Genomic DNA, 23,854 nt, shown 5'->3' on the forward strand with positions numbered 1-23,854 from the left:
TGTTCCTGATGTCAGAATAATATGTTGTAACTAAAGCATTGGGGGTTGCTAAGGATGCCTAAATTCGCTGCTTAGCATTCTTTTGAGAAAATAACCGCAGAGGCGATCTGTGGGTTTAATTTAGTTTTCGGTAACTTTACAGCTTTTGGTGCTCTGCCATCATTTGATCAATTTCGCGATTTAACTCATTAATCGTTACATCGTATTGTGATGTTATGGCCATAATGTCGTTAGATAGTGAGTCTTCATATAAGACACCAGCAACGTTTAGTTGCACCTTGCCTTTTTGGTTTCTTACCGATGCTATCTTTGCATTTCGCTCGTTAATTACTTTTTTAACTTCGCGCTTTTTCCAGTTGATTCTGGACATTAAATCACGTTTATTGTTCGCTAGGGCTATACGTTCAAAGGTTTGCTCTGGTGTTTCGCCTATTGCGGATGAATTAATCCCGGCTACTGGCTGGCTATTATTCAAAACTGGGTCAGCATTCTCTCTGCTGTAGTCTGTTATCTCTGCATCGTCAGCGCATGGAGATTGGCTGAACGTAACCACGCCATCAACTTCACACTTATAAACATTAGCATGAACATTAGAACTAGCAATAAATATCAGTGTAAGCAGTAAAAGTCTGTATTTCATTATGTTGTCCCTAACTTAAGTTATCTCAATATACAAAATAGTTTAAGTTAAGGCAAAGCCCAAACTAATGGGCCTTGCTGTTTTACGGTTAAATTAAAGCATTTACGATTGGGCAGTAATACGGAAAAACTTACTGATGCCCGTTGGCTTGGCTTCGTCTGATAGCAGTTCACCTGCTACTGACACATCGGCAAACTCGGTACCAATAGCACTTAAGCCCGTTGGGCTTGGTTTCCAGCGCCAGCAGTCGATAACGTGCTTTTTGCCATTCACGTCGTTAAGGCCTTCAATAACAACATCACCTTCTTCCCCAAACGCGACTAATGCTTGCAGTAAGTAACCCGCTGGCACTGAGTAACTTACTTTGATTTCGTCATCTAATAACACTTCACTACCTTCTGGTATGGTGATACCCGCGCTTGAAACAGTGTAGTTTGGTGTACCATTTACCGTATGTAACGCTGGAATTAACACATCAGCTGCAGTGTTAAGCGTTACAATTCCACTAGTATCGATCATGTGTTCAACACGTAATAGGCGATCTAATGCGCTTACGGTTAATGCTTCATCGGTTACTGTGGTAGTAGCGATATCTGATACCGTACCCGCGTTTAATAATGCTAAGTTGCTAGCATTTAAACTGGTGATACCTATTGATAAGTTAACCGAAGTAATGCGTTCTAGCACTTCGGTATTACCACCGCCACCGCGATAGTTTGGCAGTGTTTTTTTGTCTACATCATAAGTGATCTCGGCTGAACTGCAGTTGCCTATATCACGGCCTTTGTAATAAATGATTCCGGAGCCGATGAACGACACCTGTTTTTTCTCTGACATGGTTTTACTCCAGTTTTTCACTGTATGTTGTGGTTAAAATAAAACTTAATCCGGCAAATGGTAGGCCGTTTTCGGGTTGTATAAATCTGGCGGCGGTTTGTTCTGCTGGTGGCACGGTAAGCAAGCCACCATAATTGTTGTGTCTGTCGTCTTTAACCGGGGCTATTAATACTTTACGTATTTGTTTTAAGTAGATACTAAGCAGCTGGCTAATTTCTGTATCTGGCTGTTCTACTTGTTCAAGCACGTATATTGCCCAACTAATGCTGTCTTTTATTGATTCACCGGCATTAGAGTAATTTGGATCACTTGCAGTTGGGGCAACGGTAATTAGCGGCCATACATCGTTGTTTTGCCAGAACGTGTCTATCCAGCCGTGTTTTACATTTGCGGTTGGAAACGCTGCTTGCAAACGCTGAGTAATTACGTTCTGAATTTGCTGTGCTTTATTCATGGGTTAAATTGCTCAAAAAATGTAGCGAGTATTTCAGCAGAACTGGGTTCAATTTCATTTCGCACCGACTGGTATGCTTGGCTAACACTAGGGCCGTGTAGCACTTTGTAGTTATCTTTTCCTTTGCCTAAGCGCATAGCTAAACCAACCGTGTTAGAGCCACGCAAACGAATAAAGAATCCTTGGTTAAGCTTTTTACGGGATCCGCTTCGCTTTACATGCACACTTACGCCGTCGTTGCGCATAGCTACCGTTTTACCGGGGCGTTGGTGTTGCTGGCTGCTGTAGCGCTCTAGCAGTACTGGCCTGCTTTCTGCTGATATTGTAACTTGCAAATTACGTACATTGGCTCGTTGCCTAACGCTAATGTGCCGGCTTATATAGTTAGGTTCTAAGTTAAGCTGCTGGCTAATCTCGGTGATGGCTTCTTTTCTAAGCTTGGTGCCGAATTTATTTAACACCTCGGCTAAAGCTGCTTGGCCTTGTTCGCCCATATTGGCAAAAAAGCGCTTTGCATCATCGATATTGTTGGCCATTAGATTACATACCAGTAAATAAAATGCTCGGTACCCGAACGTGCACCCACAAACCGCGCTGGATCTGCTGGGCTGGTAAACTTTTGTATTTTATCGCCATGTTTTAAATAACGGCCTTGCTTTATATAGCTAGCCATTACTCTATCAAGCTTTACCATGGTCATTTCTACCGTTACTGCGATGTATTCATCTGGCTCGGTTACTCGGCTGGCAATATGCGCTTCCACAGTTGCAAGCACAGTAGTTTTATTGGTATCGAGTATTTGCATACTTTCACCAAAAGTTGATAAAACAGCGCCCTTTACGAGCGCTGCTGCTTGGCTAAAAGCTGACATTAAGCGATTGAGAACTTAGTAACAGCTAATGGCCGCGTATTCAGGTAAAACGGGTTAGATTGCGCCTCACCACGAACACCTTTTTTCATGCCCATGGCTTCTACGTGAGCATAAAACGGCAAGCCAACTGTGCCAACAGTGTCGGTGTAATCGGCTGGTGCGTTACGGCCAATAAATAAGCCCGGTACCACTGGCACTAAGTAGGCATCTTTATCACCGATAAATTTAACTTCAGCGCCTTTTTCATTAATGACTGATGCGTCATAGCTAAAGGCTGTTACACCATGGAAGCTTAGACCGTCGGTCATGTCTTCAATGTTGTCGTTACTGTTGCCGTTGCGGTTTTGCAAGTAAGCAGTAACGTCTGCTGCTTCTGAAAAGCTGTCAAAAAATGCTGGGCCACAAACGAGCAACCAGCGCGTTACCACTGCTTGGCCAAGTTTCTTTTTAGCTGCGCTTTTAGCGGCACTTAATAAAGGCTTGGTTTTTTTAGCGGCTGGGTCATAAGTTGTTGCGGTAGGCTCTGAAATGCCAAATGCATCGTAGATATTATGTAAAACTGTACCGTCTGCTGCCATAACCTTGCCGGTAATCGCACCTGCTCGCATTAATTCACGCGTAGCAACTAAGCGGTTACGCTGCTGCTCTAGCTTTTGGTTAACCACTTGGCTAACGGCTTGTACTTCTGACTGGGTACCGAATGCGCGAACGTTAGTAATTTCGTCAGCTTTAATGCTAAACGGTGCAGGTAAATGCACAGTTGAAAAGGTCGCTAATTTGCGGTTTGCTTTTTTAGCGCCTTGCACTGATTCGCCACGTTCAGCTGCATCTACCAGCGACAGCACTTCGCCATCATATTCAACTTGGAAAGTGGTTGTTGTAATGCCTTGCTCTTGAAACAAGCCAAGGCTTGCTAATAGCGTTGGGGCTGATTGCGCTTCGTTAATTGACGCGGTTAGCGTGGATAACTGAAAGTGCGGATCAGCTAAAAATTGATCTATGTTCATTTATACTTCCTCTGCGGATTTTTAAACAAAAAACCCGCCGAAGCGGGTATTTAATTGGGTTTGTGTTAGGTGTTATTGACGCTTATAAAATTTAAACGCCACGTACTACAATGTGTGACTTAGCTAATTCCGCAACGGCACTGGCTAAATTAGGTGCAGTGTAGCCATCTGGTAAGGTTAAACCGTTTAGGTTTACTTCTGTTAAACGTGTGGTTGCTACGCCTTCAGCATCAGCAGCGCTCGCGTCAACATAAGCATAAGCAATGCCTTTCGCTAGTTCAGCGCCTGAGCTAGCTGCAAAATCTAACTTAACGGCTTTACTTGCAACCACTGCATAAACTTCACCTGGCATAAATACGCCACCAGAGAAGGTTACTTTGTCGCGGCTTATGCTACCGGCTTCCATTTTGATGTAATGCCCAGCATTGGGCACTTGTACTTTTAATGACATGGTTATGTCCTCTTGGCCCAGTGGGCTTGGTTAGTGAATTAAAAAAGCCGCTGTTATAAGCGGCTTGGGTCGTTATAGGCTGATTTGTGATCGGGCTGTTTTACACTAGATGCTTGGGTTTGCACCTGCTTTGAACTTGTGACTTCTTTGTCATCACCATGCGCTGTTGCTGCGGTTAGCACTACTTTTAACATGGTGGCTGGATCGTCAATGTTTGCCGATACTTCAGGGAATATTGCAGATAAATCAGCTGCGGCTAACGCATCACGCATACCACCTAATGTGGCTAAGCGGGTTTTAACACCAGCTTCTGTTAGTTTAGCTGTGACTAACGGCGCAATTTGATCTGACATGCCAGCTTCTGCACATAATGTTACAACGAGTTCCGCGCTTGCTACTGCTTCTGTTGCTGTTACTACAGCGGCTGTCTGCTCGGTAGTTTGTTCAGTCGCTGCCAGCGCAGCGGGTTTTGTTGCAGCTGCTGCTGCGGTTTTAGCTACTGACATAGTATTGTTTCCTATTGACATGGTTCTGGTTAAATTGCGGCAGTGATCTGCCATCATTGCAACGCCATCGGCGCTATTTACAAGCTGTTCGGCTAGGCCAACATCGACAGCGGCTTGGCCGTTATAGGTTGCGGCTTCTGTGTCTAATATTGCTTGTAATGATAGGTTGGTATATTCAGCAACTTTGCTAGCAAACTGTAAGCGAGTGCTGTCTATTTCTGCTTGCCAGCGTGCAGCTACGTCTTTTGGCAATGCTTGGTATGGGTTGCCTTCAACTTTGTGCGATCCTGAATGCAGCAGCGTTATTTTTACGCCTTCATTTTCTAGATACTTTTCATAATCGGCATGGGCCACAACAACGCCAATACTGCCAACGGTGCCTGTTTGCGTTACTAATCTGCGGCTTGCGGCTGATGCTAGCAACTGGCCAGCGCTGCAGTTCATGTCGTTGGCAATTGCCCAAACTGGTTTAACGGCATTAGCTCGGCGAATAACATCGGCAGTATCAAAAGCACCAAACACTGTACCGCCTGGTGTGTGCATATCTAGGTAAATACCTTTTACATCAGGATCAATTAATGCTTGGTTTAGCATGGTTTGAATGCCGTCATAACCTTGCAAGCCAGACTTTGGCCGAACGTTACCCGTTTTATGAGCAAGTGCGCCATGAATAGATAAAACGGCTATTCCATCTGTTATGTCGTAATGCCGGCATTGGCCGGTTACTGGGTGTACATAGCTTTCAGCAACTACTGTCATGCCATCACGGGTTAACTCTTGGCCTTGGGCATCTACTAACGATTCAGCACCTAAACGCAAACCTAGCGCACTAAAGAACACTCGGGCATAGCCCATATCCATAGCTAGCGGCTTATTAAGTGCTGCTGCGGCTATCATTTGATAGTTACTCATCGTCTTTATCCCGTTTTGTGCTAGTTGTGTTGCGTTGGCCGCGTGCCTTTCTGGCTGCTGCGTTACGTTCTTGAATGTCGGTTAGGTCTTCGCCTTGCTCTGCAACTACGTCTTCATGTGCTAATAAATCGGCATCAATAGCAGTAATTTTCGCTTCAACATCAATATTAGGGTTAATGTATGGCCAGCCATGTGGGCACCAAATGTCACTATGGTATTCAGCGCTTTGCGTGCTGTAATTGGGTAAATTAATAGCGCCTGATAATACTGCTCGTTTTAACCAGTGCTTGCGCATCCACTTTAAAACCTGTGGGATCATCAAGTGCCACTGGTCCATTTGTACTTTGCGGCGGAATTCGTTAAGAATGGCGCGTACTAATCTATCGTTTACTTTTTCCCAATCGCCAGTTAATAGCTCATAAGGTAAGTCTTGCGCTGATGCTTGCATCATTGATTGCCAGCGCATAAAGTCGCCATAACCTTGGCCAGTGTCATCCCCTTTGAATAGATCTATCTTTTCGCCCGGTTGCAGTTCTAGCATAGTGCCAGCTTCTACTTGCGCATTACCAAAAGCGCCACCTTCTGATAAAGGATCACCGGTTACTGGGTCGAATAGCCAGCCGTCATCATCGGTTATGTCGTAATTTTCACGGTATATTGCGCCTGTGTAGGGTGCGCGTGTTTGTTTACGTGTTAGCTCGGCATCGTCGTAGCTGTCGAATGTAATTGCTTTAACTAAGCCTGCTGCGCTGTCGGGCTCGCCACGTATTTGCCCCGGGTGTAATGGGTTAAAATGGTGCGCAACTTCATTAGCTGGAACTCGAACCAAGTTAGATAATGAAGCCGTATAGTTATACATTTCGCCGGGGTGTTCACGGTACATGTGGTATGCCACACGTTGGCCACGGCGGTTAAATTCAATGCCTGCAATAATCCGGTTTCCGTTAGCAAGATTATCGTTGTAATCAAGCGGCACAAAGTCAGCTTCTAATACTTGAAACTGTATTGGCACAATTAAGCCGGAGCCTACTCCGCGATAACGAACTCGTATAAAACATTCACCGCTTAAGCGTCTTGCTCGGGCAATTTGGGCTTGCATGCCGTACACATCTAACAAACCTTCTGGATCAAACTGTTCGCATGAGTGCTCCCAGCAATCGTTAATAATTTTGTTGATCTCTTTGCTTTTAGTTTTAGCGCGGGGTGTTATGCCAATGCCAATTTCGTTGGTTACTTTCTTTTCAATAGCGCTACGAATAAGCGGCATATTGCGATGGCCAGCCCGGCTGCGATTACGCAACTGGGGCAATGCGCCATTTAATGCACTATTGGCGCCGGTACTGGGTGCATAAACACCACTTAAACGCCGGCCATTGCTTGCGCCTTGATATGGGCTATTAAACACTACGATATTTTGCCCATTGGGGCCTAATATAGGTGATTTACGAAATGACATTACAGCCCCTTATTAACCTGCATTGCGTAGCCAAAGCGACGGCGTTTTTTATTAGGCGCTAGTGCTTTTTCCATCGTTGAGATCACCCGCTCCATTTCAACTAATGAGCGATAACTGATTTCATCACCGCTTGATAGACGAACTCGAGTCATGCCGCTGGCATAGGCTTTCTTTAATTCTTGTAGCTGAGTTTCGCTATACATTATGTTGTCCTATACCTTACTCGGCGCTGCCTTGGCGCGGCCTGTTTAGCTGCCGGCGCTTGGTGTTGCTTGTCGGGGTGATATACGTTTATGTTTTCGTTCCACGGTTGTGCCCAGCGGGCTGGTGATAACCAAAACTTGGGCTTGTGGGTTTGTAACTGATATTGCGCTGCTTCGTTGTAGCAGAGTAAATCCCAAGCTTCGTTGGCGCGTTTCTTGTTGGCTTTATCCCAACGACCTTGTTCGTCGCGGCTTTCTGCTGTTAGTTCTTCGTAAAACCATGCGCCAAGCCAGTCTGGAAAGTGCACATAACCAGAGCCTTCAGTTTCGCGTTCTAACTTGCTGCTTACGTTATCTTTTAATCGGTTGGTTGCCAGTATATGCAGTGGCACATCACCTTTTGCTGCGGCTTTACGATCTGCACGTTTGGTGTTATCTGGCCGCGTTATTTTTACCATTTCGGTTTGCGCTGAACTGCCGCCTTTAACCAGCATTAGCTTATGGTGGCGATTTTCAGTGCGTAGCTTGCGGTAATAACCGTAGGCGTTATCAGATACGCCATCTTCACCGCCGTGGTCACATACTATTAGGTGTACGTGCATTTCACGGCCGCTTTCATCATCTAGCGGGTAACCACGATCTAGTATTAATTTGCTAAGTTGGTGCCAGTCTTCTGGGTAACCAGCAGGATCAATCTGGTGATAACGCTCTGTTGGTTCGGTTGCGTTATCATCTTTAATTCGTGCTGATAGTTTTATGTTGTAACGGTCGATTACCCAGCGTTCATGCTCGCTATTGCCATGAACTTGCACAACAAAGCGCCTATCTTTACCTGCTTGTACGTCAACACAAGCAACTAGGAACAATGCGCCTTCTGGTACATGCCGCTTAGTTGTAACTTCTGCTCTTTCGGCTAGTCGGTCTGAACTACGTTTTCTATCTGATTTTTGATAGCTGTACGGCCTGCCCTGATCTGTGTTAATTGTTGCTTTTAACTTTTCTTGGCTGCCTGTTGCTTCAAAGTCTTTTACGCCGGATAGGTAGTTATAAACTAACTGCTCCCAGCTTTGAAACGATGCGGCTGGCCCTTCCATCCAATAGCTTAAAAAGTCGGTATCTATTAACGTGCCGGTTATTTCACCAGCGGCACTAATGTTGCAACCTTCTGGCACCCAACGCGATGCCATTAGCATTTGCTGCTTTGCAGTTTGCTTTATTTCAGCATCACCGCAGTGCGGGCAAAAGCAAGTAACTGTGCGGCTGGCTTTGCGTATATCAGTTTCGCTTTCATTCCAGCGTAAGTATTTCCATTGTGCTGGGAAGAACTCACCACAGCTGGGGCATGGCCAATACAGTAATCGCCGATCACCAAGGTTATATAGCGCACCAACGCCTAACGTTGGCGGGAATTCATGCGGCTTTTCAGTACTAGGTACCCAATCAGGATCTAATACTTCATAGCCTGGGCTGCTTTCTGCTACAGCCATGCCACGACTGCGGAATGACTGAGTACGTTTTAAGGCTAAATCGAACCCTGAACCTTCGCCCTCTACATCGAGCAAAGTTTGGCTGCGGTCGTAATCAGTGATAATTACGCGGCGCCATTCCGAGCTAGCGAATATTGATTTAGCCGGCCACGCTAGCTTTAAGTAGTTGCCTGCGCGTAAAACTTTATCATGCAAGTTGTTATCGTGGCCGCGTGGGCTAAGTAACGGTTGCAAGTCGGGCGAGTTATCAAGCATAGGCCCGATACGTTTCTTGCTAAACTCTGCCGCTTTCTCTTTTGTTATTTGCACTACTAGCATGTCGCTAGGGTCGCATTTCACATCGTAAGCAACAAAGCCATCTACTAATGCTTGGCTTTTGCCTGTTCGCGCAGGACCAACGAATATTAAGCCTCTATGCCTACGGCTAGTAAGCATGTCTAACGGTTCGCGCATGTAAGGCGTGGTTTCAATGTCCCATTTGCCCCAGTTGCCACTGGCTAGTTTTACTCGAGCATATTCTTGTACTGCTTCGGTAACTGACATTCGCACGGGTGGTTTTAGTAAGCTGGCGATATCGCGTTTAATTTGGCAAACATCACCATAATTAATCATCGTCTTCGTCTTCCGGTTCCATGCCGCCGCGAATGGCGTTCAGATACATATTTTCACGTACCTGATCAATAATAATTTGTACTCGTTCAAGTGCTGAACCCGACAAACCCACTTTTGATTCCAGTTCATCAACTAAACTATCTAGCGGGTTAACGACTGCTTTAACTAATTCAGCCATTGCCCGGGCAACATCATCGCTAGGTATTAAATCTTTAAGCTCAGTATCAAGCTTTAGCTTTTCCCGCTGGGCTTGGTACCAGGCTTTAAGATCCTGCGGCAACATTAATGCAGGATTAGCAAATTCGTTTTCTTCACCGGTAACAACGTCACCAAATAAGGCTGGGCCAATATCTCCCAAGTGATAAGTCGGGTGGCCTTTTCTTATGCCAGCTGGTTCAACTCTAGCGGTTTTTAATCTCGCTGATACTGTGCGTCGGTCAATGCGGAACGCTTCAGCGATACGACTAATGGACCACGCATAGGCATCATCGATGTTGTGCAATGTACCCATGCCATAGCGATCATCTATTTATATAAAGTTCTCTGAGAATGTACAGCTCGTACAAGTGCCCAGCCCTTGTAAACACTGGAAAAGTAATAACCTGTGGTGGATCACCATAAAACGCCGAAAAAAATTGTTTCACCGCGCTTCTGCGCCCCCGTGGTATTAACGAGGATCGGCAGGGTCCCCTGCGTCAAATTCCTGACGCAAATTTTCTGATGCCAGTAATTGCTTCAGCCGCAACTCGTGCTGCAGCCTTGCCCACTCATGCTGCTCTGCATCGTGCCGCTTACGGTTAGACCACACCTGCCACTGTATAAAGCCTAAGCCAACTGTGACTATGACACCTAACATTAACGCTAAGTTTGGCAGTGATAGCAGCCCGCCAAAGGCAGTACTGATTGCGCTAAAGTAAGCGGCTATGGTTGTCTGCTTTTCCATTGTTGGTTTCATCACTAAGTTATTCATATCACTGACTCCCGCTTTGGGCAGCCCACTGCTTAATTGATTCTATGCGTTGTTCGCACTGCTCAAGCATTGACTCAAGCCAGTTACTGTAACTAATGCTATCTGCGTTAGTGCTAACGTTAAAATGAGTTAGGGGCAGACAAGATTGCAGCATGTCGGCTGGTGGCGTCATGTATACCGGCTTGGTAATTGTCACTGTCCGCGTAATTACCTGCGGCTCTGGCGTACTTGAGCAAGCTAACAGCATCATTTGGCATAACAGTATTAGCCCAACTTTTAAGATTTTCATTTTTAGAAACTCTAATTTGCTTTACTTTTTCGTTTGCAACTTCTAATTCGTTTTGTAATCGTCTTGATTCTTGATTTGATTTATTTCTAATATCAGAAAGTAACTTACGATCTTTTAATAAGTTCTTATTTATTAATTCAGTAAATTCAATTTCATCAGTTAACCGCGTTACGTCTGCTTCAGCGTTAGCTAGGTTAGCTTGTAAGCTATTCACTTTAATAGTTAATGCCTTAGCATTTTGAATGGCCACATAAAGCTGAGTACCAACAAAGGTAAACAAAGAAATGATTGCAATTGCAATGATAGATATCATGATTAACTTAGTTCTACTCATTAGCATTAATTACCCCTTTTAGACATAAGTCGCGCTCTAACCTGCGACGTGTTCTTAAGCCAACTAACTCTTTGCCACCAGCATAAATCCAACCTTTACAGGTATTACTGCTACTACTGCAAGCGTGGGTTAGCTCAATACAAGCATCGATACGCATGTCAGAGTTAAGCAACGATAGCAATGTGCTTTGCTTAAAGTTAAAAGCGCCAACGTTATAATGAAATGATAAGTAAGCTGTGTGCTCTTGCTCTGTTAGTTTTACCTTAACTGCATTACGTAACTGCATATCATGTAATTTTAAATCTGCAGCAAATTGTTGATCACACTGCTCTACTGTAAATGCATCACCAATCACCAAGCCCTGCTTAACACTTCCATAGCATGCGGTTGGTATTCCAATCGGATCAGCATGCACAGCTAACTTAGCCGGATCATTAGTATCGTTTTCTAATGGAGCTATAAAAGCGCCTGCAGCAAGAATCACACCTGCCAAACCTAAACCAGACAATCTAGCGGTGATACTTTTCATATTTATTCCAGGCATAAAAAAACCCCAGCTGAGGACTGAGGTTAATTGATATATTTTGCGCGGCTTAAACACTTATAACTCGTTCAAGCATAACTAAATATAGCGCTTTAAAGGGGGCTTGTCGGCGTCATAAATGCGGCTTTTATAAAAAAACAATCAAAATTTGGTTTGACGGAATCATTGATAATACAAAACTGGAAAATTTACTCATTTTCAAGTTGTATCACGCTTTAACTTGCTCCGTTCTTCTTAGCAGATATAAGTTAGTTTGAGCAATTTTTATACCCTGCTTCACTAAATTAAAGATATTAAGGCCGTAAATTTAGAGTGGTTTTATCAATCTAATCGATAATCAAAAATAATTTGCATTTCTAAATGGCTTTATAAAGTAATAAAATTTATAAAAAGTGAATTAATTTGGTAAAGTATAAAATCATGGTATAAGGGAATAATTTGTCATAAAAACATATAAATACCTTCAAAAACAACTCCTATTTTGAGGGATGATTATTAAATAAATAATGAAAAGCTATTCTTGGTTTAGCTCTCAAGTTTACATCATAATGAGTGAGTGTTTAGCTAGCTTAGGCATCAAGCTTTGCTAACACTAACATATAAAAATTGGCAATTATTTTTTTACCTGATATTTAATGCTTATTGAAGTGTTAAACACCCAAGGTAATGGGCCAAGGCTTTAAGGGTAATGTGAATAATGACGACAGATAATGGATCATGGACAGATTTTGTACCGACAATTACTAAACCTATTGTTTATACTTATAAATATCGGAAGGTAATTCAAAAGTACTGGAAGATTATGCAAGTAAAGTTAAATTCTGGCAGGCCTAGTGTAATCATCACTGGCAGGGCTGGTGTGGGTAAAAGTGTTTTAGCTGCGCATTATCATGGTGAAGCTAATACCCAAGATTGGAATGAGCCAGGTACTAGCACTGACGTAGAAATAAAACCAATTACAATTGGTGAATGGACAAAAATCGTTGCAGTAATACCTGGTCAAAACACAAAGGAACGAGCAAGAGCCCTAGATGAAGCATTAAATAAAGCTAATAAATTAGACGGTGTTATACATGTTGTGGATTGGGGATTTACTTCAATTCGTGATTCAGCAGTAAGAAAAGAGATGGTTGAAAGTAAAGGTTTAGACTCAATTGAAAAAATAAGAGCGCATAATTTAGCTCTCGAATTAAAAGATTTTGAATTAATGCTTGATAAATTAGCAATGTCTATTTCTAATAATAGAGGGCCAGAGTGGCTCGTTATCGCTGTGAATAAAGTGGATTTATTCGAAAACAGATTACTAACAGCTGAGCAATATTACAACCCTTCTTGCACAAGTGAATTTACTGATAAAATGTGAGCGTAACCCCAACCACACATTCNCGATAAAATAAACTCGTTTTATAATATTATTGGTAAAAATAATATTAAAATTATTTCTTTACCTGTATGCCCTATGCCTGAATCGTTCACATGGAATGATGAGTTAATCAGGCCCCAAGTTAATAGTATTACAAAACAACGTAACTATCTTAGAGTTTTTATTGAGAAAATATCGTTGTTACAAAATGGAGTTGAATAATGGAGCAAAGTAATTCAAGTGAGTTAGATAAACTCGTTTCCATGGCTGAAGAAGTGTCAGATACAGTTAATAAAATAAAAACTCAAATTTCAAAATTAAGGAGTATGGCTGTAGTTTCATTTTTTGGTATTTATGCAACTATGGGTTTGATTTATATAATTATTCACCCTTCAAAGTGGATTATTGAACAACCTCTTTTTTTACTGATTTTTTTGATTTTACTGACGCTTATTTTAGGTGTCGCCTCATTATTTTATTTTTTCCAATATATCATCAAGCATCGAGTGTATCGGAATAAGTTAACTGCAGAAATTCAAATACTATACAGGTTACTGGATATGGTTCATGAGTATAAAGATAATATTTACGATACAAAACTAAGTTATGTTGAAGAAGCCATATTAGATATGAAACTGAGAAGATTAGAATTTTCAAGTAAAAATTAGCTCTTAATACTGAGTCAAATTACTAAAAGGCCACCTAAACGGAATTTGTGACTGGATCTGTTTTAATTATATTTTACCATCACTTAACTTTTATCAAGACGTCATAGTTTTTATGAATATTCTTGAAATAAAATAGTCTCAGCATGTAGCAGTGCTAAACGCTCCGTTAAGCTAAGCTTTTTCTGTTTAATATAACGCTTAGTGATTACTGCTTTTTGCTGTAGTGGTAAGGTATGCATTTTCTTATCAAGCTGTTCTATGTAATGAGGCACAAATATTTCATCAGCTTGGTGACTAAATAAATGTTTATCAGAGCTGATCCAAATTCCTGTTTGTAACATCTCACAACATCGAGCTGTTACCGATGTGCTGGCATAGCCTTGTAGCAACTCTTTGTTTGCCCAAAACCTACCCCACTGTTTTAACTCTGCTCGAAGTTCACGTATATTCATTATTATGATGTCTCCCGTGCTATGGTTATGGCGTCTAATAATTCAATTTTAAAAGCACTCTCACAAATCTGCATAGTCTGCCCAAAGCTTGGTTCTGTTTTCTTATGTTCCCATCGTTGATAAGTACTACGATCAATATTAGACATAAAGCAGACTTCCTCTTGAGTAAGCCCAATCTTTAAACGTACACTGCGTAGTATATGCCCACCATGCAACCTAACAGATTCATTCGACATACTACCTCCCAAACAACGCAATTAATGCTGCGTCGCGGCAATCTTCATTACTACGGCCAGTCCAACCGGTTAACTTATTAAAGTAAGCTGCATCTTTTTTACAGCGGGTTTTATGCCCACCCATTAATGGTCTACACGGTTTCACCTGGTATCCTGCTGCAGTAATTGTTTCTATTAATAAAGTGGCCACTGCTTTTACTTGTCCCACGTTCTGGCTAATGCGGTCATTAACCGCTTGTTTGTTTATGGCCTTGGGTAAAGCTCTTGGGAATGTTGGCTTTATTAAATTAGGTTCTTCTATTTTAACCTGCAGCTGCTGCGGCGAACCTTGCTTAGTTAACCAGGCAACAACCTCAGCAAAAGGCACGCGCTGCAGCTGCTCGATAGTGCGACCGTTTATTACAGCAAAACCACTTGCAGTTAAGTCTGGGTCTATACCTATAATTATCATTAAAACCCCTATTAAAACTTTCCGTACTGTAAAATTCTAAAATTGAATAAAACCTTTTATTTATAATGCATTACCTAATAATTAAGTTTTATCAATGCCTGTATTGTGCAAACTATTAAGTGATGTATTTAACCAGTCGTGATACTGCGATAACGCAACATGTTTAACCTCTAATGCATCAGCATTTATATACACTGCATCTAAACCTTTCTGCTTATGGTTAAGCATTCGCTCGCCTACCCAGTAATCAATGCCTATAGTTGCCCAAGCACTTCTAGCAAGTTTTCGTAAATCATGTGCGCTAAACTTACCTGCTGATGCTGCTCTAATCAGTTTCTGAGCATCATTGTGTGAATAGGCTTTACGGTTATATTCAAATAAATACTCACCTTGGCTTAGCTCCCTAAAAGCCAGTAGCATAGCTTTAGCCTGCTTAGTAATCGGCATAATGTGGTTGGAGTCAGTTTTAGTAATGGCAGCCGGTATCGTGATCTGATTAACTTCAAAGTCGAAGTAACACCATTTAAGTTTTCTGGTTTCACCTATGCGCGTAGCAAACATCATCATAAACAACAGCATGGTTTTAACTGGCTCGGATAAACCTATTATTAACGCCATAGTACGGCCAGCGTCACTTACTAATAACCGCCCTTGCTTAGGCTCAATGCGCCGTTGAATGTGATCACCAAACCGCATTGTGGCCATAGGGTTAATGCTTACTAAGCCCAGTTCATTGGCACTTTTAAAAGCCCGTTTTAATACAGCAAAATATTGTCTAATGGTGGACGGTTTAAGTGATGCATTCTGTAGCGGTAGCATTAAACGCTCATCAATAACTAATTTAGTTAAATCAGTAATTTTGATATTGGCCAAACGTGGTACCAGATGCTTTTCAATAGCGCATTTAACCCCTTTACGGCGGCTATCGCTTTTAACAGACTCGCGTTCAATACGGCCTAAATACCAAGTAAGCAGCTGGCCAACCGTTGCAAAATCACTATTTTGTACATCAGTACCAGTTGCTAATTTTTTCAATATTTCAGGAACTATCGAATGTGCATCTTTAGTTTTTAGTGCTGGCCAGTAACCTAACCGCTGTCTTAACTTTTTACCTGCTTCATATCGCACCAAATACCACGTCCCTTTATCGCGATTTTTATGTATGCGTAACGCTAACGGGTGCCTATGATCACGTAGTTCACCAATCGTTAAATCTGCTGCAAATCGAACCACAGCAGCATCAGTTATTGCTAACGCGACAGATTTCATTAACGCAGCAGACTTCATCATTCCTCAATAACCGCCTTATTGGTAAAGGTTTTAACGTTTTCAAGATGATCAACAATCAGCAATAATTCATTGCCGGCTAATTCATCAGCACGATAAACCGACTGCAGATCAGCTGGGGCATTTTCTAACGTGTTAGCAGCTGCACTACGCAAGTGGTTTATTGCTTCTTGTATGTGATACTGCGTTTCAAATTTATGTGTCATGCCTTACCCTCACCAAAGTCATTGCGGTATTTGTTTAGCGCTGCTCTATGCTGTTCTCGCTGCTTTTCAGGCATATCCGCTAATTTATTTTGAATAGCTAACCGGTTCATTTTCCCAGCACGTTTCTGATACAACCAAAAACAAGCTAAGGTTTCTGCTGCTGCCATTTCTTGCTGTTCTTTTGGCAACTGGCAAAGGTTCATATTGTTTGCACTCCTTATCTTCTGCTGCGACCAGTGAAAGCCAAAACTAAACCGCCATCTTCGCGCAAACGGTCAACAACACGAGTACCTACAGCTTCTTTAACACCTGTAATATCTAAATTGCTCACCAGAACAGTTGGCAGCATGTTGTTGTAACGGCCATCGATAACATCAAAAATAAATAGCTTTTCTGTATCGCTGCCATAGCCCATACCCACTTCGTCAATCACCAGTAAATCGATGCTTGCAAACTTTTTTATCAACTGTGTTTCTGTAAAGTGTGCACCAGGCCGCCAGCAATCTTTTAGCTCTCTGATCAGGTCTTGCATTTTCACAATGCGGCAACGCTTACCTGAAGCTAGCAATTGATTTACCGTTGCAGACATCAGCAATGTTTTACCTGTTCCTAGACTGCCGCACATAACCATATTTCCACTGCCGTCTAACTGAATTTTGTTACAAAAAAGCTTTATGCTTGCGAGGTTTTTAGCTTCGTGATCTTCTTCTGGAACGTAATCATCAAAACATGCATCAACATTGCGCAGTGATACACCCGCTTCAATTCTCGACCGTCTAACCAAGTCAGCAGCCTGTTTTTTAGCAAGCTGAGCATCTTCAGCACGTTGTTTTTGGTTGTTCTCAACAGCGCACTTAGGGCAATAATCATTTTTAAAAAACTTAGTGCCCATTGGCAGAAAACGCATTTCGTAATCACCGTGCTTTGCACAGTGTAAAAGTTGAATGTTTTTTGGCATTTCAGTCACTAAATTCATAAAGCCCCCGATGTATAATTTTGTTTTTCAAACGAATGCGGTAACTTTTGTTTGCTGGGCGAAGCCCTAGCGTTAATCAGCCACTCGTACTCAAAACCAGCCCAACCTTTCATCATCGCTTCACCCAAGCAATCATCTACAGTAAAGCCAGCGTCAACAGCCAAGCTAAGCTGTTTGGCCAGTCGGTTTACAACGGTTTGTGTCATGGGTGATTTTTTAGCTTTACGAAAAGTTAGGTAATCTTTGAAAACTTGGTCACTCGGTTTAGCAGGCCAGTTTGAATAATCTAAATCCTTGGCAGCTTTTGCGCGTTCAAGTTTGCTAGCACCAGCGACAGCGGTGCTAATCTCTTCTTCAGGAATCAATGAATCAGGAATCAATGAATCAGGAATCAGAGAATCAGCAAGATATTCACCGTCTTTACACGGTGGATTAACCGTTAAAGCACCGTTACTATCTTTTCTGTTACCGTTATCCTGTTGTTGTTTAACGGTTTCAGTCTTGGTTTTTGCAGCCTGTTTATCTTTACTGCTAGGGTAAACACCGTTAATGTCGGGTAATTCACTGGCCTTTTCTGTGTGATGTGGGTTTTGGTGTTTAGTAAAATTAAGTATTTGCACCAGCCTTTCACCGTTAATTTCATAGCGTTGAATAAAGCCAAATCGCTCTAATTCAGATAACCCATGATCAACATCAACATTATCAGCCGGAAAAACACCCATTCTAATACGCTTGGGTCTATCTTCTAACCGGCCTTCACGGTCAGATAATGTCCACAGGCCAATAAATAAAAGACGGTATTCAAAAGATAATTCAACCAGATCATCATTAAGAAAAAATGCTGGCTTAATATTACGTGCTCTGGCCATGCTAATTCCTATTGATGATTAGTGGGTTACGGTTTAAACTCTGCATTGGTGATTAACTCCTTATTAGTTAGTTACCTTTGGCCCACTCTGAACAGTGGGCTTTTTTATTACTGAAATTCTGTTGCTGTCTTTCCGTCGGTCAAGACAACAACCCTTATGGGTTTACGGCAGTTAACCTCGCCGCGCTGGTGTTACTTACCAATCACCGCTGTTGGGTGCTTTGGTAAATCTCTTACTTGACCTTCAACCACCGCATTTAGCGCCAGCGCTTCGTCTACAGTTTTCATTAATTTGGCTTTTATTCGCGCAAACTCAGTGCTATCAATCACTCCATCTTCACGTGCAAGACGTATCTCTCCCAGCGCAGCGCCTAATTGTTCACTAACCCGCATTAACTGGTCACTTAGTTCTTCATCGCAGCTAACGCTGTCTGGTAGTTTTACAAACACACCACCACGTTGTTGGCACCATGTTTCTAAAATTAAATTGTCATTAGCTTTGTCTGTTAATAAAACGGCATCACGTAAGTACAAATGGTTGCTGTCGTTTTCAGGGTTTAGCTTGTTATAAACAACTGAAATTTTTTGAAATGTTTCTGCTGAAAAGCGCTCAACACCATATTGGTGACCAACAAAATGTGCAGCATCAAGGGGGCATGAAAAGTGCGTGTTTTTTAATGTGCGGTTATTCATCACTAAGCTATCCTGTCTTTAGTTACTTTATTTGGGTGTAAGATTTGTAATGCTGAAAACTTACCATCTGTTTCGTTCGCAATTTTTTTAGCGTATTCGGTTTCACCGGTGTAATCGGTTCTTGGCAATTTTCCAGCTTTAAGCCATTTGTAAACAGCTCTTACACTGACTCCGCAAGCTTTTGCGACCCCTGAGACTTTATTTGGAGTTGATTCTATGGCCTGTTCTAAGATATGCATAACCGCCCTTTTATGTGTACTTTTGGTACATATTAAATGTGAACTGACTTTTCTGCAAGTAAAGAAGAGAATTGAATTATTGGTTCACAAAGAATGATAAATTTGAATAGCTTTAGTAAACGACTTTTAGAGTCAGTAGAAGGTGTTGGAATTAAACGCCATGGAGCAGGAAACTGGCTTGCAGTGCTTACGAAGGTAACTGTGAAAGCTGCGAATAAGTGGCTAAATGGTGAGTCTATCCCTCGCAGAGAGAATTTAGAGATTATTGCTAAATCAACTAAAGTAAGGGTTGAATGGTTACAGTATGGTGAAGGAGCAAAAACCACCAGTTATGTTAATGAAAATATTTCTGATCTTGACGCATTAATTCAACTCGCCACACCCAGAACCCAAACTGAGCTTTTAAAAATAGCAGAAGCAGCAGCGGATGGCCGGCTAACAGAAGACGATGTTAAATTACTTAAAGTTATTGCCGATCGGCTAATAAAAAAGGAATAGCGCTTGCTACAAATAGGGTTTGCTACGCTTTACACCACGCCAAGAGAAGTAACAGATCTAGGTAACATATCGCCATTATGGCTTGGCGATGCCATAACAGCAACTGGCGACACTAGAATGTACCTTAAGGGTGTGACGTACAGTGAGTTAATAGCCGAATGCTTATGCACTACTATAGGCTCTGCTTTAGGATTACCAGTTACCCAGACCTATATTATAAAAGACCCACATAAGCTATTAAACGAAAAATATATTTTAGGTAGCGAAGATGCTGATATGCCGTCATTTAAACGGCACATGTCTATGGCTGATCAAGCACAAAAGCAAGCAATGTGGCACGGCCTTAAAAATTGGGGCCAGTTGTATGAGAGTGCGTTGTTTGATGAATGGATAGCTAACCCAGATAGAAATGCAGGTAACTTTTTATGGGATGGTGGTGAGCATTGGTATTTAATTGACCATGCTAGGGCTTTATGGACAACCAATAGCAACAACAAGCCTCATGACGTTGCTAAAAACATTTTGGCTGATATCATTAAAGGCTTTTATGAAGAAGTGGGTGTTGCCCAACTAAAAAGAAAGCTTGTCTATGAAATACCTAAGTATCAAAATCTTTGCTCGCAAAAGATTATGCTAGCGGCGCGTTGTACCGAATTAGATTGTGTTGAAACGGCTGAAAATAAGCTAATATCATTAGTAACTAGAATAAATGCTATGCCCAATCTTGTTGCTAGGCATAGTGAGCAATGGGATTTATTTAATGCCAATTAGTGATCAGCACTTTCCTGCCCTGCCACGTTACAGCGCAAAAGCTTGCCCAATATTTATAGAGCCCATCATAGGCTCTGGTGAGCGTATTTGTGTCGGCATAGTAGCGCACGGCCAAGATGGTGAACATGTAGTGGTAAAAACAATTAAAGATGAATCTGCAGCTTGTATGCTTGGTGTGGCCAGCGTTAAATTTCTTAATATTGTGCAGCTAGTAATAAATAATTTAGATAAATATGCGGCTACTAAAGGAAATATAACTGATTGGAAATCACCCGTGCCTGGTGTGGTTTTAGGTTCAGTTACGTCAGGCTATGTAACCGACTTAACCATGATGGTAAGAACGGTTGCTAGAAACCATGCTTTTTTATCTGCAATGAGTGATTTTTCTGCAGCTGATGAAAGCATTGCCGATAACTCACCCGCAACTGATCGTTGGGCTACCATGGTGAAAGAAGCCACAACACTAATACAGCCTAATTTAATTGATGCATTTAACCGGCAATTAAAGCTAACCAGTAAAGGCACTACCCGATTCGATTTTGTAGGCCAGAATTTAGCTGCACAGTTGGGCCGCATTATTCCGGGCCATGGTATATCAGGTTTGGTTAAAACAGCTAAAGCTAAATTGTGGGATTTAGAAACATTACGCGAGTTTAATACCCGGCAATTATTTACCAGCAATAGTAGCTACGAACTAATACTGTATAGACCAAAAGATAATGATCCAGCTTATTCAGAAAGAGAAATAGGTAGGTTAAACGAAGCTATAGTTGAACTAGAAGAAACGGGCGATAAGCTTACTCTAAGAGTGGTATCTGCTTACAGTGCACATGAAGCGGCTGAACGAATAATTTCAACCGAAGTGGCCTGATGCTATTATTTAATAACTTTTAAGTGAGAACCTTTAGTTTTTTGTTTTTGCCTATCTGCGATTGCACCAATTTTTACTGGCTCAGATATTACCCTTTTTTCAAATGATGTTTCACTTATTAGGCTAAGAAACTCCCTAGTTTGCTCTCGCAGCATATTAGTTTCTTGTACTGTAATATCCATATTAAGATCGTAATCAGCTCTATGCCTGTTTGACTTTAAACTAGTTAAAAACAAACCTATCCGCTGTGCTGATCTTTTGTTTTCAGGTTTAAAATCAGTGGTTTGCTTAAGGTAAACACAAAGCGATTCGTGACAACCAACACCACTATATTGGGGGACATCCGTTATCTTTTCTTTAATAGAATTATAGGCAGAATAATAACTTCTGCTAATTACATTTCTTCGATTAATTTCGCTTTCTAAATCTAAAAACTCTACAGACTCAAAAAAGTTAATTCCTTTAACTGCCATTAATTAAACTCGCTTACAAAAAAACTAACTTTTTCGCATGTTGCGTCTTGATCTATTAAGTAATCTGCTATTTCCATATTTAAATCAAAATACCGCTTGCCCTCTTTTGCATCAACAGTCACAAAAAAAGGTATGCAATCAGGATCATTAACGTTGGTCTGGACCGACTTTACAATAAAACCATTTTTACCAAGCAAATCAAATACACCAATGGCTAATTCAGATATCCTTTTTGAATCCACCCCAAGCCTTTCATTCGTTTTCAATGCCTCGGTATAAAAACGCATTAAATTAGTGATTTTTTGAGGGTCATAAGAGCTCATATTACCGTGCTTATCAATCAAGTTAAAACAATAACTTATTGTATCAAGGTCGCGAAAATGCGCGGCTTTAGAGCAAAGTGAACTTATAAGAACTTGATCATGGATATAATTTAGCGATTCAACAAGAATTGCATAAGACTCACTAGGGTAACCTCTAGCCCAAAGGTAATTAGCAAAATGTAACCACGAAGCAGGTTCAGTTGAGTCTAATAATATAGACCTATGGAAAATCTTTTTTGCTTCAGCAATATTTTTATCAATATTAATTTGAACTATTGCTTTTAAGGCAAGTTTTATCGAGTCATTTTGGACTTTGCTTATCTGTTCTTCTAATGAAGCGATATCACTGCTACTAAGTAAATTTTGGTTAGTTAAAGTTATATTATCCAAGTCAACCATTGCGTCTAAGTTATTTAAAACTTCGTTAGGTAAACTAACTGCATCTGGTACGAGCATCTGAGATCCTTAACTAATTAAAACAAAACAAATAACACACAAGTCTATCCAACCATGGAATAAGACGGCCAACATTATACCAGCATAGTACAAGTAAGCAATTTAAACCGCAGACAACTCTAGAAAAGTGCAGACAAAACACGCAAATTTCAGAACTCCCCACCCTCCTGTTGTAACCCGTATCAATCTTCAAATCTAGCATTAAAGCCATTATTCATCTAAAAAAATGTAAAAATGAAAATAAATGTACTTTTGGTACTTTACTAATGTGTACCTTTAGTTCATTATAATTTAAGAATATGAACTAGAGCAAACAACATGAACCCATTAGCAGATTACATAAACCTAACGTCAACCAAAGCTAACCGCTTTATTTGGTTATTAGCAGCAGTTGTAACCGTGTTGTTTGTTGCCGCCATAACGCTAGGAGCATCAGCATGATTACGCCATCACTAACAGCTGCGTTAAACCATAAAAACGCATCACCATTCCCTGCTTCAATTCGCATTAGCGGCGGTCAATGGCAAGTAATTAATAAACTGCAAACCATGACTGAAGCGCAGCGTGCAGGCTTGTATGTAGCTTATGAATGGCATCGTGCCTATGGCCGCAGTGGTGACGATTCATTGTTTCACCCTATTCAATTTGAAATTTACGGCATTCAAGCAAAAGGCAAAGGCCCTGCATTAGCAAGTGCATTGCGCCAATTAGGTTTATTGCTATGTCACAACGGCCGCTACCGGTTAAGCCCTGCCGGCTTGAATCTAGTTAAAACAGTAAATATTGAGAATCAGGAGTGTTAATTATGTCTGCAGCATTAAAAATGTCCGCACCTAGCGAGTTAAGTTCGCAAATTAAAAAGATGATGGTGTTTTGCAAAGACAACGCTCGCAGCATTAAAGCTATGAAGCATCATTTAGCCGTTACCGAAGCCACAACGCGTGAATTACTGGCGCAAGCCTTAGAGCAAAAGTTGTTGTGGCGCCAAAGCAACGGTATGTATAAAACATTCAATACCAAGCTCAGCTTAATAGAGTTAGATGCAGAGCAAGATATTAAGCCAGTTGCTGTTTCGGCCCCTACGGAACAACAGCCTGAAGCCGATTCATTGCAAGATTTATCTGATCTAGATGATGCCTTTGAAGTGATTGAAATAGACACTGAAATGACAGCTGCAATAGACCTAGCATATCAAGAACAGCAAGCCGCTTATAACTCTGAATACGCGCCAGCTGCTAACAGTGAATTCAACTTAGACCAAATGCAGCAAGAGTTTGAAAAGCAACAAAACCGCAACTGTTACCCCGTTATAGACGAATTAAACGCTAAATCTCGCGCATTACAGTACGCCATTTTATTACTAAGCGACGGCTCAACCGAGCTTAAGCGCTGCATAGAAGCCATACAAATGGACTTAGCCGTAATTAACTTGCATCAGGTAAGGAGCTAA

At 41.5% G+C, this 23,854-nt stretch carries 36 protein-coding genes; 8 read left to right on the forward strand and 28 right to left on the reverse strand.

What is annotated here, in order from left to right; genetic code table 11:
- Positions 1-136: 136 nt before the first annotated feature.
- From BI198_RS12685 to BI198_RS12755, 16 genes are all read right to left on the reverse strand, one after another.
- A complete protein-coding gene (locus BI198_RS12685) occupies positions 137-640 on the reverse strand; it encodes a DUF4124 domain-containing protein (RefSeq protein WP_070049885.1) in 504 nt (167 codons plus the stop codon).
- Positions 641-742: 102 nt separating this feature from the next.
- Complete coding sequence (locus tag BI198_RS12690; RefSeq protein ID WP_070049886.1) at positions 743-1,477, reverse strand: phage tail tube protein; 735 nt, start codon at positions 1,475-1,477, stop codon at positions 743-745.
- A 4-nt stretch (positions 1,478-1,481) separates the two neighbouring features.
- Positions 1,482-1,931 carry a hypothetical protein gene (locus BI198_RS12695; protein WP_070049887.1) on the reverse strand — a complete coding sequence of 150 codons (450 nt, stop codon included), beginning with the start codon at positions 1,929-1,931 and terminating at the stop codon, positions 1,482-1,484.
- Positions 1,928-2,467 (reverse strand): hypothetical protein, encoded by a 540-nt coding sequence (locus BI198_RS12700; RefSeq protein ID WP_070049888.1) that lies wholly within the window; start codon positions 2,465-2,467, stop codon positions 1,928-1,930. Before BI198_RS12700 ends, BI198_RS12695 begins: the two co-directional genes overlap by 4 nt.
- Complete coding sequence (locus BI198_RS12705; protein WP_141728882.1) at positions 2,467-2,736, reverse strand: hypothetical protein; 270 nt, start codon at positions 2,734-2,736, stop codon at positions 2,467-2,469. The genes BI198_RS12700 and BI198_RS12705 overlap by 1 nt, the downstream gene beginning before the upstream one ends.
- A gap of 65 nt (positions 2,737-2,801) precedes the next feature.
- Complete coding sequence (locus tag BI198_RS12710; protein WP_070049890.1) at positions 2,802-3,809, reverse strand: major capsid protein; 1,008 nt, start codon at positions 3,807-3,809, stop codon at positions 2,802-2,804.
- Positions 3,810-3,900: 91 nt separating this feature from the next.
- On the reverse strand, positions 3,901-4,260 hold the full coding sequence (locus BI198_RS12715; protein ID WP_070049891.1) for a head decoration protein: 360 nt from the start codon (positions 4,258-4,260) through the stop codon (positions 3,901-3,903).
- 53 nt (positions 4,261-4,313) lie between these two features.
- Positions 4,314-5,678, reverse strand: a complete 1,365-nt coding sequence (locus BI198_RS12720; protein WP_070049892.1) for a S49 family peptidase — start codon at positions 5,676-5,678, stop codon at positions 4,314-4,316.
- Positions 5,671-7,134 carry a phage portal protein gene (locus BI198_RS12725; protein ID WP_070049893.1) on the reverse strand — a complete coding sequence of 488 codons (1,464 nt, stop codon included), beginning with the start codon at positions 7,132-7,134 and terminating at the stop codon, positions 5,671-5,673. Before BI198_RS12725 ends, BI198_RS12720 begins: the two co-directional genes overlap by 8 nt.
- Positions 7,134-7,337 carry a phage head-tail joining protein gene (locus BI198_RS12730; protein WP_070049894.1) on the reverse strand — a complete coding sequence of 68 codons (204 nt, stop codon included), beginning with the start codon at positions 7,335-7,337 and terminating at the stop codon, positions 7,134-7,136. The genes BI198_RS12725 and BI198_RS12730 overlap by 1 nt, the downstream gene beginning before the upstream one ends.
- Positions 7,337-9,436 (reverse strand): phage terminase large subunit family protein, encoded by a 2,100-nt coding sequence (locus tag BI198_RS12735; protein WP_070049895.1) that lies wholly within the window; start codon positions 9,434-9,436, stop codon positions 7,337-7,339. Before BI198_RS12735 ends, BI198_RS12730 begins: the two co-directional genes overlap by 1 nt.
- Positions 9,429-9,947 (reverse strand): DUF1441 family protein, encoded by a 519-nt coding sequence (locus BI198_RS12740; RefSeq protein ID WP_070049896.1) that lies wholly within the window; start codon positions 9,945-9,947, stop codon positions 9,429-9,431. The genes BI198_RS12735 and BI198_RS12740 overlap by 8 nt, the downstream gene beginning before the upstream one ends.
- 156 nt (positions 9,948-10,103) lie before the next feature.
- Entirely contained in the window at positions 10,104-10,406 is a 303-nt protein-coding gene (locus tag BI198_RS12745; RefSeq protein ID WP_070049897.1) for a phage holin family protein, read from the reverse strand.
- 1 nt (position 10,407) lies between these two features.
- The gene (gene lysC / locus BI198_RS16530; protein ID WP_449421116.1) at positions 10,408-10,602 is read right to left on the reverse strand and encodes an Rz1-like lysis system protein LysC; all 195 of its coding nucleotides are present in this window, start codon (positions 10,600-10,602) and stop codon (positions 10,408-10,410) included.
- A complete protein-coding gene (locus BI198_RS12750) occupies positions 10,526-11,029 on the reverse strand; it encodes a hypothetical protein (RefSeq protein WP_141728883.1) in 504 nt (167 codons plus the stop codon). Before BI198_RS12750 ends, lysC begins: the two co-directional genes overlap by 77 nt.
- Complete coding sequence (locus BI198_RS12755; protein WP_070049899.1) at positions 11,022-11,558, reverse strand: lysozyme; 537 nt, start codon at positions 11,556-11,558, stop codon at positions 11,022-11,024. The genes BI198_RS12750 and BI198_RS12755 overlap by 8 nt, the downstream gene beginning before the upstream one ends.
- 712 nt (positions 11,559-12,270) lie before the next feature.
- Here BI198_RS12755 and BI198_RS12760 point away from each other — a divergent pair.
- A complete protein-coding gene (locus BI198_RS12760; RefSeq protein ID WP_070049900.1) occupies positions 12,271-12,936 on the forward strand; it encodes a GTPase domain-containing protein in 666 nt (221 codons plus the stop codon).
- Between the two features lie 221 nt (positions 12,937-13,157).
- Positions 13,158-13,604: a hypothetical protein gene (locus BI198_RS12765; RefSeq protein ID WP_070049901.1), complete on the forward strand. Its 447-nt coding sequence runs from the start codon at positions 13,158-13,160 to the stop codon at positions 13,602-13,604.
- A gap of 110 nt (positions 13,605-13,714) precedes the next feature.
- On the opposite strand, the gene BI198_RS12770 is transcribed toward BI198_RS12765, so the two are convergent.
- The 10 genes from BI198_RS12770 to BI198_RS12815 all read right to left on the reverse strand — a co-directional run bounded on the left by BI198_RS12770 (position 13,715) and on the right by BI198_RS12815 (position 19,012).
- A complete protein-coding gene (locus tag BI198_RS12770; RefSeq protein ID WP_070049902.1) occupies positions 13,715-14,056 on the reverse strand; it encodes a hypothetical protein in 342 nt (113 codons plus the stop codon).
- Between the two features lie 2 nt (positions 14,057-14,058).
- On the reverse strand, positions 14,059-14,292 hold the full coding sequence (locus BI198_RS16505; RefSeq protein ID WP_070049903.1) for a helix-turn-helix domain-containing protein: 234 nt from the start codon (positions 14,290-14,292) through the stop codon (positions 14,059-14,061).
- 1 nt (position 14,293) lies between these two features.
- Entirely contained in the window at positions 14,294-14,743 is a 450-nt protein-coding gene (locus BI198_RS12780; protein ID WP_070049904.1) for a hypothetical protein, read from the reverse strand.
- Positions 14,744-14,824: 81 nt separating this feature from the next.
- On the reverse strand, positions 14,825-16,033 hold the full coding sequence (locus BI198_RS12785) for a tyrosine-type recombinase/integrase (RefSeq protein WP_083256616.1): 1,209 nt from the start codon (positions 16,031-16,033) through the stop codon (positions 14,825-14,827).
- The gene (locus BI198_RS12790) at positions 16,030-16,236 is read right to left on the reverse strand and encodes a hypothetical protein (RefSeq protein WP_070049906.1); all 207 of its coding nucleotides are present in this window, start codon (positions 16,234-16,236) and stop codon (positions 16,030-16,032) included. The genes BI198_RS12785 and BI198_RS12790 overlap by 4 nt, the downstream gene beginning before the upstream one ends.
- Positions 16,233-16,439, reverse strand: a complete 207-nt coding sequence (locus BI198_RS12795; RefSeq protein ID WP_070049907.1) for a hypothetical protein — start codon at positions 16,437-16,439, stop codon at positions 16,233-16,235. Before BI198_RS12795 ends, BI198_RS12790 begins: the two co-directional genes overlap by 4 nt.
- Before the next feature lie 14 nt (positions 16,440-16,453).
- Entirely contained in the window at positions 16,454-17,212 is a 759-nt protein-coding gene (locus BI198_RS12800; RefSeq protein ID WP_070049908.1) for an ATP-binding protein, read from the reverse strand.
- Positions 17,209-18,081, reverse strand: coding sequence for a hypothetical protein (locus BI198_RS12805; RefSeq protein WP_070049909.1), 873 nt, complete (start codon positions 18,079-18,081; stop codon positions 17,209-17,211). The genes BI198_RS12800 and BI198_RS12805 overlap by 4 nt, the downstream gene beginning before the upstream one ends.
- Positions 18,082-18,272: 191 nt before the next feature.
- The gene (locus BI198_RS12810; protein ID WP_070049910.1) at positions 18,273-18,773 is read right to left on the reverse strand and encodes a phage regulatory CII family protein; all 501 of its coding nucleotides are present in this window, start codon (positions 18,771-18,773) and stop codon (positions 18,273-18,275) included.
- A gap of 2 nt (positions 18,774-18,775) precedes the next feature.
- Positions 18,776-19,012, reverse strand: coding sequence for a helix-turn-helix domain-containing protein (locus BI198_RS12815; protein WP_070049911.1), 237 nt, complete (start codon positions 19,010-19,012; stop codon positions 18,776-18,778).
- A 93-nt stretch (positions 19,013-19,105) separates the two neighbouring features.
- Here BI198_RS12815 and BI198_RS12820 point away from each other — a divergent pair, with 93 nt between their 5' ends.
- Genes BI198_RS12820 through BI198_RS12830 form a run of 3 tightly spaced genes read left to right on the forward strand, consistent with a single transcriptional unit; the run spans position 19,106 to position 21,152 of the window.
- Entirely contained in the window at positions 19,106-19,510 is a 405-nt protein-coding gene (locus tag BI198_RS12820; protein WP_070049912.1) for a helix-turn-helix domain-containing protein, read from the forward strand.
- A gap of 3 nt (positions 19,511-19,513) precedes the next feature.
- Positions 19,514-20,281 (forward strand): HipA family kinase, encoded by a 768-nt coding sequence (locus BI198_RS12825; protein ID WP_070049913.1) that lies wholly within the window; start codon positions 19,514-19,516, stop codon positions 20,279-20,281.
- Complete coding sequence (locus tag BI198_RS12830; RefSeq protein WP_070049914.1) at positions 20,271-21,152, forward strand: hypothetical protein; 882 nt, start codon at positions 20,271-20,273, stop codon at positions 21,150-21,152. The genes BI198_RS12825 and BI198_RS12830 overlap by 11 nt, the downstream gene beginning before the upstream one ends.
- Positions 21,153-21,157: 5 nt before the next feature.
- Here BI198_RS12830 and BI198_RS12835 read toward each other — a convergent pair whose 3' ends face one another.
- Both BI198_RS12835 and BI198_RS12840 read right to left on the reverse strand, forming a co-directional pair.
- Positions 21,158-21,625 carry a hypothetical protein gene (locus BI198_RS12835; RefSeq protein ID WP_070049915.1) on the reverse strand — a complete coding sequence of 156 codons (468 nt, stop codon included), beginning with the start codon at positions 21,623-21,625 and terminating at the stop codon, positions 21,158-21,160.
- Positions 21,625-22,404, reverse strand: coding sequence for a tetratricopeptide repeat protein (locus BI198_RS12840; protein WP_070049916.1), 780 nt, complete (start codon positions 22,402-22,404; stop codon positions 21,625-21,627). Before BI198_RS12840 ends, BI198_RS12835 begins: the two co-directional genes overlap by 1 nt.
- 318 nt (positions 22,405-22,722) lie before the next feature.
- Between BI198_RS12840 and BI198_RS16365 the strand changes: the two genes are divergently transcribed.
- From BI198_RS16365 to BI198_RS12850, 3 genes are read left to right on the forward strand one after another with little or no spacing between them, the layout of a single operon-like run.
- Positions 22,723-22,845, forward strand: coding sequence for a hypothetical protein (locus BI198_RS16365; RefSeq protein WP_268793907.1), 123 nt, complete (start codon positions 22,723-22,725; stop codon positions 22,843-22,845).
- Entirely contained in the window at positions 22,842-23,207 is a 366-nt protein-coding gene (locus tag BI198_RS12845; protein WP_070049917.1) for a hypothetical protein, read from the forward strand. The genes BI198_RS16365 and BI198_RS12845 overlap by 4 nt, the downstream gene beginning before the upstream one ends.
- A gap of 2 nt (positions 23,208-23,209) precedes the next feature.
- Positions 23,210-23,854, forward strand: a complete 645-nt coding sequence (locus BI198_RS12850) for a hypothetical protein (protein WP_070049918.1) — start codon at positions 23,210-23,212, stop codon at positions 23,852-23,854.

It is taken from the genome of Rheinheimera salexigens (assembly GCF_001752395.1).
Classification (GTDB): Bacteria; Pseudomonadota; Gammaproteobacteria; order Enterobacterales; family Alteromonadaceae; genus Alishewanella; species Alishewanella salexigens.